The organism is Fodinisporobacter ferrooxydans (assembly GCF_022818495.1).
Taxonomy (GTDB): domain Bacteria; phylum Bacillota; class Bacilli; order Tumebacillales; family MYW30-H2; genus Fodinisporobacter; species Fodinisporobacter ferrooxydans.
The window spans coordinates 1,583,937-1,596,150 of sequence record NZ_CP089291.1 but is presented as its reverse complement, the minus strand read 5'-3'; the positions used below and the strand labels follow the sequence as shown (position 1 = coordinate 1,596,150).

The window sequence follows — 12,214 nt, the reverse complement described above, 5'->3', positions numbered from 1 at the left end:
GCATTATTCCGCCTCCTTGAACGGATTGTTTGGATCCGTCTGTGGTTGCAAGATTTCAAATGCGTAGATACACGCTTGCAATACTGCTGCATAGGGGCTATTGGAAGCCTGCAATTGATCATAAATCTTGCGAACGGACGCATCGTACAATCGCACCAACTCAAGAACGGCACCCATCGGCGCCACAGCCAGAAATTCCAACACCAGCGGCAGATAGTCCGCCAACTCTTCGGATGTCATCGCAAACCCGGCTGCTTCATAGAGTTGCTTCAGATTCACCAATGACTGCCCACGTTCCCGTTCTTCGCCTTGGTTCGAATATGTGAGATAGAGATTGGTTTTCGAATTGAAATCAAAGGTATACACATAATTGACCTTGCATTCATCGATACTTGCAGCTTCTAAATATTCCAAAAAGGAAAATACGCATTGTTTGATTTGCGGGTGTTGAATGTTCGCTACTTCTTCACATAATTCTTTATAGTTCTCCCATTCATCCGGATACTGAAGCAGCAGCGAAAGCAGTTGAAACACTCTTTGCCGTTCTTCCCGATCAATCTCGGTATGAGGGATAGAAGTGGATGTTGTCACCGGAATATCCTCCTACTTCACAAGAATTGCAGTCAGAAAAGGAAAAACCTGTCGATCCTTGTTCGCTGTACAAATTCATCGCTTGCTCTTTATGTGCGGTCGGAATCACAAATCTGTCTTCGTATTTGGCAATGGCCAATAAACGGTACATTTCCTGCACTGTCTCTTCCGTCAATCCAAGCGATTCAAGCAATTCAAGATTGGCCGCTTTCCCTGTTGTTTGGCTGCGCATATAATGGCGCATGGCAGCCATTCTTCCCAATACCAGGCGAATCACATCCGTGTCGCCGGCGGTCAGAATACTGGCCAAATATTCAACCGGAATTCTCATTTCTTCAATCGCCGGGAAGATGACATCGCCGTTCAGTTCGCTGCCTTTCCCTTCAAAAACGTTCATGATCGGACTTAACGGCGGTACATACCAGACCATTGGCAACGTACGATACTCCGGATGCAGCGGCAATGCCACACCGTACTTGATCGCCAGCTTGTAAATCGGCGAATGTTGCGCTGCTTCAATCCAGTCGTCAGCAATTCCATCTTTTCGCGCTTGCTCGATCACAGCAGGATCATTCGGATCCAGGAATAAGCTCAATTGGGCCTGATATAAATCTTTTTCATTTGGCGTAGAAGCTGCTTCCTGCACCCGATCCGCATCGTATAGGAGAATTCCGATATATCGAATACGGCCTGTGCACGTTTCCGAGCATACTGTCGGCAAACCAGCTTCAATTCTCGGGAAACAGAATGTGCATTTTTCCGCTTTTTTCGTCTGCCAGTTAAAATAGACCTTCTTATACGGGCAACCCGACATGCAGAAACGCCAGCCGCGGCATGCTTCTTGATCCACCAGCACAATGCCGTCTTCGTCACGTTTGTACATGGCGCCGGACGGGCAAGAAGCTACACACCCGGGATTTAAACAATGTTCGCAAATGCGGGGCAAATACATCATGAACGCCTGTTCAAATTCCATTCGGATCGATTCTTCCAGTTTTACCAGGTTCGGATCCCGCGGCGCATGTTCCGGCGCTCCCGCCAAGTCGTCTTCCCAGTTCGGGCCCCATTGAATATCCATATATTCTCCGGTCACTGCCGATTTGGGACGAGCAACCGGCTGGTGTTTTTTCTCCGGACTATTGATCAATGTTTCATAATCATAATTCCAGGGTTCATAGTATTCATCCATTGTCGGCAGATCCGGATTATGAAAAATGTTTGCCAGCTTATTTGCTTTGTTCCCCGCCCGCAATTGCAGTTTTCCATCTTTCAGAATCCAGCCGCCTTTGCGTTTCTCTTGATTTTCCCATTCCACCGGATATCCGACACCCGGTTTTGTCTCTACATTGTTAAACCAGATATATTCCGCACCCGGACGATTCGTCCAGGTGTTTTTGCATGTGACGCTGCAAGTATGGCATCCAATACATTTGTCGAGGTTCATGACCATTGCGACTTGTGCTTTAATCTTCAAGCCAAGACACCTCCTTCATTTTGCGAACCTTTACGTATAAATCCCGCTGATTGCCAATCGGGCCGTAGTAGTTAAACCCGTAGCTTAATTGCGCATAGCCGCCGATCATCTGTGTTGGTTTGAGATGAATTTTCGTCGGGCTGTTGTGTGTACCGCCGCGATCTTTTGTAATCGTCGAGCCGGGTACATTGATATGCCGATCTTGGGCATGATACATATAAAGAGTGCCGCGCGGCATCCGGTGACTGACGACTGCCCGTGCCGTAACCACGCCATTGCGGTTGTAGACTTCCAGCCAATCGTTATCTTTGATTCCTGCTTGCTCGGCGTCTTTATGATTGATCCAGACATTCGGGCCGCCGCGGAATAATGTCAACATGTGCAAGTTGTCCTGATACATGCTGTGAATATTCCACTTGCCATGTGGCGTCAAATAACGCAACGTGATTTCCGGTCCTTGCTCTGCCGGTTGGTTATCAAAATCAGCAAACACTTGGCTTGGCAGTGTCGGCTTGTAGATCGGAAACCCTTCGCCGAATTCCAGCAAAATTTCATGATCGATATAAAAATGTTGTCTTCCAGTCAGCGTACGGAATGGCACGAGACGTTCAATCGATGTGGTAAATGGCGAGTAGCGGCGATTTCCTTTATTCGAACCGCTAAATACCGGTGTCGGAATCACCTGCCGCGGTTGTGCCGTAATATCCGCAAATGTAAAATGTTCATTCGCCCGCTCTTCTGCCAAATCCCGCAGCTCCATGCCCGTTTTTTTCTCTTCCGCTTCCCATGCGCGGACTGCAATTTTGCCATTTGTGGCGCTGGACAGCGTCAGCATCACTTGCGCCGCATCCCGTCCCGTCTCCAATTTCGGCATGCCGTTGGCGATGCCAGGCTTTGCAACAACGCCATTGAATTTTTTCAGACGATCATATTGATCCGCGACAGAGAAAGAAATTCCATGCGCACCGACCGGATTTTTTTCAACATTGGGTCCTAACGCAATATATTTATCGTAGATTTTCGTATAATCCCGTTCCACATACGCAAACTTCGGCATCGTTCGGCCAGGAATCGCTTCGATTTCCCCTTTGCGCCAATCCCGCACTTTTCCAAAAGGCTGTGACAATTCTTCCGGCGAATCGTGCAGCAGCGGTACTGTTACGACATCTGTTTTCGTTCCTGCAAAATACGTCTTGGACATCTCGGAAAAGCTGTATGCCAAACCTTTGAAAATATCCCAGTCGGATTTCGCTTCCCAAGGCGGATTAATCGCCGGGTTAAATGGATGCACGAAGGGATGCATATCTGTACTGCTCAAGTCGTGTTTTTCATACCAGGTAGCTGCCGGCAATACGATGTCTGAATGCAGCGCGTTGCCAGCCATTCGGAAATCAAGGCTGACCAGCAAGTCGAGCTTTCCTTCCGGAGCCTGCTCCCGCCAGATTACTTCCTGCGGGCGGTTATCCTTGCTTTCTTCCGATAACACACCATGATGTGTCCCTAATAAATGTTTCAAGAAATATTCGTGCCCCTTGCCGGAACTGGACAATAGATTGGAGCGCCAGACAAACAACATGCGCGGGAAGTTTACCGGGTGATCCGGATCTTCCACTGCAAATTGCATTGCGCCATTTTTCAATTCCCTGACGATATAATCGGAATATCCCTCGGCTGAAGTCGCTCCATTGCGTTTGGCTTGTTCCACCAGATCCAACGAATTTCGATTGAATTGCGGATAGGATGGCAGCCAGCCTAACCTTGCCGCAAGTACATTGTAATCGGCAGAATGTTGATATCTCGGTTTGCCGGTCGTGGCAGCCGCCAATTCATTCAGCGGCAATTCGTCATAGCGCCATTGATCTGTTGCAAAATAGTAGAAAGAAGCGGCGTTTTGCTGTCTGGCCGGCATTGACCAGTCACGCCCGAAAGCGACTGTCGACCACCCTTCAATCGGCCGGCATTTTTCCTGCCCCACATAATGCGCCCATCCGCCGCCATTGACACCTTGCGCTCCTGTTAAGAGAACCAGGTTCAGAATGGCCCGATAAATCGTGTCACCATTAAACCAGTGGTTAATCCCGGCACCCATGATAATCATGGACCGCCCCTTTGTATCCACCGCATTTTGGGCAAATTCGCGAGCGATCTGAACGACGAGATTCGGATTTACGCCTGTATGTTGTTCCTGCCAGGCAGGTGTAAAAGGCTTGGCGTCTTGGTAGTCCACCGGATATTCGCCCGGAAGTCCACGGCCCACGCCGTAATTGGCAAGCATGAGATCATACACAGACGCGACATAAAGGGTCTCTCCATCCTGTTCGATCGTCTTCACCGGCAAACCGCGGCGGAATGTCGTCCGCGTATGTTCATCAAAGTAGGGAAAATCGACTTGCACAATCTCATCTTCCGAGCCCAGCAACGTCAATTTCGGATCATACCGACGACCTTGATCGTCTTCCTGCTTCAAATTCCATTTGCCATGATCCGCCCAGCGATGGCCGATACTCCCGTTCGGAATCACCCACTCACCGCTTGTCGCATCGAGAACAACCGGCTTCCAGTCCCCTTGTTTCACGTCAAAGCCGAGGTCGCTCGCCAGCAAGAAACGATCGGATACGTAAGCATCGCCTTGTTTTTTCAATCGAATCCAATACGGCAAATCGGTATACCGTTTCGCATAATCAGTAAAATATTCCGTCTGTTTCTCAACATAAAATTCTTTGAGAATGACATGTGTCATCGCTTGTGCCAAGGCCGCATCCGAACCTGGATTTGGAGCCAGCCAGTTATCCGCGAACTTCACGTTTTCCGCATAGTCCGGGCTTACCGCGACGACCTTTGTGCCTTTGTACCGAACTTCTGTCATAAAGTGGGCATCCGGCGTACGTGTCATCGGAACATTGGAACCCCACATCATGATATAGCCGGCGTTATACCAGTCGCTGCTTTCCGGCACGTCTGTCTGATCGCCCCAAATCTGCGGCGATGCAGGCGGCAAGTCTGCATACCAGTCATAGAAACTCAGCATTGGCGATCCGACCATGGAAAGGAAACGTGCGCCTGATGCATAGCTGACCATTGACATGGCAGGTATGGGCGTAAATCCGGCAATGCGATCCGGACCATAGGATTGCAGCGTGTGAATCATGGCCGCTGAGATCATTCCGTTTACTTCATCCCAGGTCGCACGGACAAATCCGCCTTTTCCGCGAGCTTTTTTGTATTGCTTCGTCTTTTCCGGATCTTCCACAATACTCTTCCATGCCGCCACCGGATTGTTGTTTGTTTGCTTTAACGCTTCCCGCCAAAACTTCAGCAGCTTGCCGCGAACATATGGATATTTCACACGTAGCGGACTGTATACGTACCAGGAAAAACTGGCGCCCCGCGGACATCCCCGCGGTTCAAATTCCGGCATATCCGGTCCGGTGCTTGGATAATCCGTTTGCTGATTTTCCCATGTGATAATGCCGTCTTTCACAAATACTTTCCAGCTGCAGGAACCTGTACAATTGACCCCGTGTGTCGTTCTGACAACTTTGTCATGCTGCCAGCGCTGCCGATATATTTTTTCCCACTCCCGATCTTGTGGGCTTACTTCACTCCAACCATCTGAAAAACGTTCACGCGGTTGAAAAAACCGCAATTTTTTCAGAAAAGGGGAAGGCTGCTTTTTCATGCTTCATGCTCCTTTCCGAACACTGTTTCTCAACTCCATCTATGTTTACATTCTATAACTGAAAGTAGAGTTCGTTTATCAGGGGACTCCCCTATTTCCTTACGGCAACTCCCTTATTTTGAATAATTCTAAGTTGCAAGAGAGTAGCCGCATTCAAATTCCATTCCTGTTTTCTCGTTTTGCGAATGCCTGGAAAGATGCAGTACAGATGATAAAAAGAGCATTGCCCAGTCAGACAATACTCTTTATCTTTTCAAAATACATTACCGAGACTCCATCGATACTGCAAAGAGCCAGGATCTTGCTGTTTTGTCTTGTCGTATCTGTGTACCTTAGTAATATCTTTAGGATCTATGCCTTCAGGATCAACCCTTATCAAGAAGCGCTGGACATTTTTATGTTGTTGGGAGCACTCCGGCGCAATTTCCCATTTACCAGCAAACAGGAGAATGTAAAGACTAACAGGAAGACAAATCCCAACGCATAGCCGCCTGTAGCATCTTTGATAATCCCCATGACAATCGGCGGGAAAAATCCGCCGATTCCTCCGGCAGCTCCGACAATCCCTGTAACGATCCCCGTTGTTGTCGGGAAATATTGGGGTACAAGCTTAAATACCGTACCATTGCCGATTCCGACAAGAGCCGCCGTCAATAGGCAAGCAATCGTCATCGCAATAATGTTCGACAACGCCACACTGAGGATGAGCGCACAGGCAGACAACAGAATAAAGATCAATGAAAGCATCTTGCTGGCTCCAAATTTATCTGCCAAATATCCGCCAATCGGACGGACAAGCGTTGCCAATACGACAAAACCTGCTGCACGCATGCCTGCATCAATCGGTGTGATTTTAAACACGTCGACAAGCAGACTCGGCAAGTAGTTTCCAAATGCAACGAAACCGCCAAATGTGACAAAGTAGAATAATGACAATACCCAGACCATTTTGTTTTTCATAACGGCGAATTGTTGACTGGCAGGTTGAGCTTTTTTCGACACCACTGGATCTTTCGTAAACAGGAAGATGGCAACTGCCGCAATCACGACCGGCGCAACCAAAGCCCAGAATGCGGAAGAGATACCGCTGGTTTTGGCAATTGTGGGCAAAGCGAACCCTGCAACGGCCGTTCCGATATTCCCCATACCGGTAATTCCAAGTACGAGTCCTTGTTCATTGGGCGGATACCATTTTGAGACGGAAGCGATCCCGACCGCAAAGGATGTTCCGGCCATGCCAAGCAAGAACGCCCAACCGACATAAGCCATATACGAATGGGCATTCGCAAGACCAATCGCCGGAATGACGAGGAACAGCATCAGCAGAGAATACACTTTTCTGCCGCCGAAACGGTCTGTCGCCATTCCCAGCGGAATCCGCATGACGGAACCCAATAAAACAGGGATCGCAACCAAAATACTTTTTTGTGTAGCGGACAAATGGTACGTTTTCTGCAGCAACACCGCCAATGGCGAGATCGCTGCCCAACAGGTGAAAGCAACCACCATTGCCAATGTGCTGATTACCAAAACGCTCGTTGCACCTTTTTGCTTCGTCATTGTATTCCCTTCTTTCCATGTGATTCAATTTGCTCCTCACAATGCAATTCTAAATCCGGAGTTTCCCTTTGTAATTCGGGGACTTCCCTGACTCTTTTTTCGCAAATTCCTGATTCTCCATTCTCATTTTCCCTAGCGAAGACTACTCGCTGCAAGTGCGCAGATAGTCCGAAACTCCTATATTAAGATAGTTCACTTCAACTACTCCCAATCTTGTACTCCAATCTTGAAAATGCAAAAACACCTCTTTAAAAAACACTCACAATCCCATAGAGACCGTGAGTGTTGCATTGCTTTCAACATGTTCATTGGAATGAAATGCATTTTATAAACCATTACTTCAATGTCTTGACATATGCCACAACATCTGCAATCTGCTGATCCGAAAGACTTCCCGCCATACCCGGCATGTTGCCGATTTTACCTGTACCGCCGGTTTTGATCCATTCAGTCAAGTTGGTATCATTCATCGGTTTGCCGTTTGCTGCAATGGTCGGTTGTGCCGTTATCCCTTTCAGGCCTGGTCCAACGATCTGATCTGTCCCCGTCGAATGGCAGCTGGCGCAACTTTGATCGAAAACAGCTTTTCCTTTCGCAGCATCTCCTGCAGAAGCTGTTGCGCCTGTGTTGGTTGTTTTAGCGGCGCCACCGGAACTGCCGGCGCTTTGCGAAGAAGCCTCCGAACCGGCTTGCGTGTTTGAAGACTGGGAAGAGTTATCCGCTTGTTGCGAACTTGACGTACTGCCGCAACCGGCAAGCACTAATACGCCCATTGTGGCAATTGCAGCAAAGATGAGTTTCTTCTTCATACGGCTACCTCCAAATCTAATGAAATAATCAGGTAAAAGATTAAGTCCTGCCCTGCATAATAAACCTAACACCGGGAACTTTCCTGTACTATAGTTACAACGAGTCAATCACACTAGTACAAAACGACTAATTTCTTCAATGAACCTTCCAACTGTTATATCTCCTTCTACCTTCTACCTCGTGCAACTGTAACGATTACTTTTCATCACCCCCTGCAGGATTCGCCATGTTTCCTTCCGCCTGAAAAGGAAATTGGGCGCTTTCTTTGCCGATATGTACGGTAACCGCCCATTTTCCGCCCATCGGCAGCTTTGTCGCCCCATCATATTTCCCGTGGCCGATCGACTTTGCTGTCACTTCATTTTTGCCGTGATCCATCTCCACATTGTCAAAATCAAGCACTACCGAATCAGGAGCAGATATGCTTCCCTTTCCTTGAATCTGAAATTGAAAATCCGCCTTTTGATTTGCCTGCTGCACGGTGTTCCTGTTAAGAAATGTAATCGTATAGTGATCGGTACTTTGTGTAGCAATATCCCCGCAACCTGTCAGGAAATATGCGCTCGCCAGACTTATGGATACAAGACACGACCGTTTTATAAATCGGCGCATTCTTACATTCCTCCACTTCACATCAATCACATCAATCACATCAATCACATGAACCATAACTGATCCTAATGACCGCACTAGACCAAATCCTGACGGCGTGTGAATTGAATGGCTGCAAACAAGCAACCGGCAAACCAGATGAAAACCGCAACAAGCAAGAATGCCGGCCCTTTCGTTTGCAAAGTCTCTTGCACTAACGTACCGGTTGCCGAGACGGCATCATATACACCCATTTGTGAAACACCCAAAATTCGTATCATATCGACAGGATTGAATAAAAGCGCTGCCCATAAGGAAATTTGTTGGTTCAATCCCGTACTTAAAATAACAAGTCCAATCACCAACATATCGTAAAAAAGCACCATGGTCGCCCAAACGGCAAATATCCAGCCAAATACTTTCGCACCGCGCTTGCATAGTGCGGCAACAGCAAATGAGATCGCCAAAAACACTGCGGCAGTTACGATATTTAACAAAAGCAAGAAGAGATAATCTCGCCAACCATAAAACGTGCCGCTTGACACAATAACAATTGCCGACATCACAAATCCCGCTAAAATCGGCAGAATCATACCGAAAAATTGTCCCAAAAACTTTCCGATCATCAATTCACCGATGGTGATTGGTTGTGTACAAATGAGCTCCCAAGATTCTTTTTGATCCGTAAAGCTTGTGACACCAGATAGCAATGCCATCAACGGCAGAAACAGCAGAGAAAAATTCATGAGGGAAATTCCAGTCGTCCGCAAGTTTTGAATTCTGCCATAGCCTGCGTAAAACGATCCGAAATAGGCAATGGCAATACATAGCACGGCATAAAAAATTGCAAAAAGCAAAAGCAAACGTTTCGAACGAATCAGTTTCCATTCATAGTTCGCCATCATCCAGATTTCACGCATGTGCGAACCCCTCCGTTCGTTTGGAGACTGCCGATGTGGTTGCATACATTTCTTGCACGCGGCCGCTTTCCATTACTACACATCGATCTGCCAACTCATTGATCTCTGCAGCAGCATGTGAAGCAAACACAATTGTCCGTCCATTCTTTCGCCATGCATACATTTGCTCGAAAAACAATTCAATCCCTTGCCGATCCAGATTTGAAGTCGGTTCATCCAATAATAAAATGGGAGTGTTCACATGATCCGCGATTAACAATCCAAGACGCTGCATCATTCCACCGGAAAATGTTCCAATTCGGTCATCCGTTACATCTGATAAATGGTAGATGGCCGCCAGATTTTGAATATCCGCTATGGGACGATTGTGGAGCTTCGAAAAGAATCGAAGTGCTTCATTCAATGTCAGATGGCCGGGAAGCATTAATTTTTGCGGCAGATAAAAAAGCATTTGTTTGGCCTCTTTGCTGCCTGCCGGATGCCCGCCAATTTCTGCAGCACCGCGACTTGGCTTCAATAATCCCGCAATCACCCGCAATGTCGTGCTTTTTCCCGCACCATTGCCGCCAACAAGAGCCACCGATTCTCCTTGCAATACATCCATATCCAGAGGACCGGCAATTTTTTTCTTCTTATAGAATTTGGTTACACCATGCAGATGAATCATTGTCTTCACGTTTTGTTCCTCCAATCGAAAGGAGCAATTAAAGGATATGGATCAACCGGACTCGGAATTTTAAAAACCGGAAACTGCTGATAGGCAAAATCCAATAGTTTCATCGCAGGGCTGTTTTCTAAAAATCGCAAATCGGGATACTGTCCAATCAAATAACTTTGAACGGTTGTCGGATGATAAGGCATGTCACTGACTCCATCGTGATTGAAATCGAGCAATTCCGCATGACTCCAATAGTTCCCTTTTTTGGTTTCCGAATTGTACCACTCATTCGATTTGCTGTTGTGATCCGTTATGACCGGCACATCATTGGATATCCAGTTGTTTCCGTAAATCTTGTTGTCAGAAGAGCTTGAGGGTATTTCCATGCCAATGAAATTGTTGACGATATCGTTGTTTCGAATGGTATTGCGGCTGGAGCTGTCCATGAAGAACGCTCGCAAATTATTGAAGATCTTGTTGTTTTCTATTAATGAATCATCGCACGTATTGAAAACGATTCCGGTTCCTTTCTGTCCCCGATTCTCAGAAAACGTGTTATGTTTCAAAACAATGCCATGTGAATACATCAATGCTGAACCGCCCACATTGTGTGAAAATGTATTCCATTCAAATCTATTGTCATTGGAATACATATAATGCAGTCCATACCGGACATCATGGACTTGATTCCTCATCACATGATTGTGGCTGGAATAAGAAAAGTACATGCCGTCCCGTGTAAAGGAAATCGAGTTATCGTCAATTTCATTCGATGGGGAATGAAAAAAATGAATCCCGTTTCCCCGATCATTGATATCAAGGGAAGAAATTCCTTTGATCCGATTATTCACAATCTGATTGTTCGAAGACTCTTTCAAATAAATCCCGTGCAAACAATCTTCAATCGTATTACCGGCAATTACATTGTTCGATGAGAGCAGCTTGATCCCCGATTGGTCGTTTTCCAACTCTCTTCCGCTATGAACAATCGTAAAGCCTCGCAACTCGATCCCGTTGACCGCAAGTGTCACCACGTCGCCATGGCCGCCGCCGTCAATCGTCACATCCCCTTTTGCGATCAAACGCACCGGTTTGTCAATACGAATGGGACCTTTATACGTTCCAGCCGAAATCAGGAGCGTTGCTCCTGATTGGGCATTCTGTATCAATTGTTGCAATGGATTCGCGGACTTGCTCGTTGCTGTGGCACCAGGATCTTGAATCTCTTTTGCATGGCTGTATCCGTATGTGAACGTACAGACTTGAGCTATGATGATGGTTGTACAGATCGCCGTGATCTTCTTGCCAATTGCCATAATACCCACACCCCGATCAAACCGCTTGCGATAATCAGATAGCTCCCGGAAAGAAAATAGGAATACGTATGAAAATTTGCCAATTGATTCTGACCTATAACCGGCGGTGTAAATCCGCCGCTGAGTTTAATCGGTGCGCGGGGATCCAAATTATGGCCATAGTTGTAAAGTTTGTGGTACAGATCATAGACTCCCGCAATCCCGACAACTGCAGAAATTCCCATCGTGGCCGCAACCATCCAGAGTCTGCCGATGACAGCGGAAAGAAAAAACAACGCTGCCAATGCAAGCAAGAGTGCAGTCATGTATTTCAATTCCGGAAAACTCATGTTATCGAGATCTTTCATGCCCACATAGTGGTTCAATGTATTGATAATATCCAGATTGCCTTTGATGGCTTTTGTAAATATCTCCACTCGAAGGCCTTCCGGATATTGCGGCGCAATCAAAGTCATTCCCCAGAGAGGCTGAAATGTACTGATTATGATGAGTACCGTTCCAAGAAACAGCCCCGCCCGCTCGATCACAGTCGCTCCTTTCCCCTTTTTACGCCACATGGCGCTCGCCTCTTTTCCGTTATTTATTCATCTTTCACGACAGATGGGTAGATAACTG

Annotated in this window: 10 protein-coding genes; all 10 read right to left on the bottom strand. The window is 47.0% G+C overall.

The window, feature by feature from the left end:
* Positions 1-3 precede the first annotated feature (3 nt).
* The 10 genes from narJ to LSG31_RS07480 all read right to left on the bottom strand — a co-directional run bounded on the left by narJ (position 4) and on the right by LSG31_RS07480 (position 12,156).
* Complete coding sequence (narJ, locus tag LSG31_RS07525; protein ID WP_347438752.1) at positions 4-591, bottom strand: nitrate reductase molybdenum cofactor assembly chaperone; 588 nt, start codon at positions 589-591, stop codon at positions 4-6.
* The gene (narH, locus tag LSG31_RS07520) at positions 554-2,065 is read right to left on the bottom strand and encodes a nitrate reductase subunit beta (RefSeq protein ID WP_347438751.1); all 1,512 of its coding nucleotides are present in this window, start codon (positions 2,063-2,065) and stop codon (positions 554-556) included. The genes narJ and narH overlap by 38 nt, the downstream gene beginning before the upstream one ends.
* On the bottom strand, positions 2,055-5,744 hold the full coding sequence (locus LSG31_RS07515; protein WP_347438750.1) for a nitrate reductase subunit alpha: 3,690 nt from the start codon (positions 5,742-5,744) through the stop codon (positions 2,055-2,057). The genes narH and LSG31_RS07515 overlap by 11 nt, the downstream gene beginning before the upstream one ends.
* Before the next feature lie 375 nt (positions 5,745-6,119).
* The gene (locus LSG31_RS07510; RefSeq protein ID WP_347438749.1) at positions 6,120-7,304 is read right to left on the bottom strand and encodes an MFS transporter; all 1,185 of its coding nucleotides are present in this window, start codon (positions 7,302-7,304) and stop codon (positions 6,120-6,122) included.
* A gap of 335 nt (positions 7,305-7,639) precedes the next feature.
* Positions 7,640-8,113, bottom strand: coding sequence for a c-type cytochrome (locus LSG31_RS07505; protein ID WP_347438748.1), 474 nt, complete (start codon positions 8,111-8,113; stop codon positions 7,640-7,642).
* Between the two features lie 196 nt (positions 8,114-8,309).
* Entirely contained in the window at positions 8,310-8,804 is a 495-nt protein-coding gene (locus LSG31_RS07500; RefSeq protein ID WP_347438747.1) for a FixH family protein, read from the bottom strand.
* Positions 8,804-9,625 carry an ABC transporter permease gene (locus LSG31_RS07495; protein ID WP_347438746.1) on the bottom strand — a complete coding sequence of 274 codons (822 nt, stop codon included), beginning with the start codon at positions 9,623-9,625 and terminating at the stop codon, positions 8,804-8,806. Before LSG31_RS07495 ends, LSG31_RS07500 begins: the two co-directional genes overlap by 1 nt.
* Positions 9,618-10,292 (bottom strand): ABC transporter ATP-binding protein, encoded by a 675-nt coding sequence (locus LSG31_RS07490; RefSeq protein ID WP_347439460.1) that lies wholly within the window; start codon positions 10,290-10,292, stop codon positions 9,618-9,620. The genes LSG31_RS07495 and LSG31_RS07490 overlap by 8 nt, the downstream gene beginning before the upstream one ends.
* Before the next feature lie 5 nt (positions 10,293-10,297).
* Positions 10,298-11,599, bottom strand: a complete 1,302-nt coding sequence (gene nosD, locus LSG31_RS07485; protein WP_347438745.1) for a nitrous oxide reductase family maturation protein NosD — start codon at positions 11,597-11,599, stop codon at positions 10,298-10,300.
* On the bottom strand, positions 11,551-12,156 hold the full coding sequence (locus LSG31_RS07480; protein WP_347438744.1) for a hypothetical protein: 606 nt from the start codon (positions 12,154-12,156) through the stop codon (positions 11,551-11,553). The genes nosD and LSG31_RS07480 overlap by 49 nt, the downstream gene beginning before the upstream one ends.
* Between the last annotated feature and the right edge of the window lie 58 nt (positions 12,157-12,214).

Coding starts and splice junctions, on each gene's coding strand:
- LSG31_RS07510 (WP_347438749.1), bottom strand. CDS start 7,304: ATGACGAAGCAAAAAGGTGCAACGAGCGTTTTGGTAATCAGCACATTG.
- LSG31_RS07495 (WP_347438746.1), bottom strand. CDS start 9,625: ATGCGTGAAATCTGGATGATGGCGAACTATGAATGGAAACTGATTCGT.
- LSG31_RS07515 (WP_347438750.1), bottom strand. CDS start 5,744: ATGAAAAAGCAGCCTTCCCCTTTTCTGAAAAAATTGCGGTTTTTTCAA.
- LSG31_RS07490 (WP_347439460.1), bottom strand. CDS start 10,292: ATGATTCATCTGCATGGTGTAACCAAATTCTATAAGAAGAAAAAAATT.
- LSG31_RS07480 (WP_347438744.1), bottom strand. CDS start 12,156: ATGTGGCGTAAAAAGGGGAAAGGAGCGACTGTGATCGAGCGGGCGGGG.
- nosD (WP_347438745.1), bottom strand. CDS start 11,599: ATGGCAATTGGCAAGAAGATCACGGCGATCTGTACAACCATCATCATA.
- LSG31_RS07505 (WP_347438748.1), bottom strand. CDS start 8,113: ATGAAGAAGAAACTCATCTTTGCTGCAATTGCCACAATGGGCGTATTA.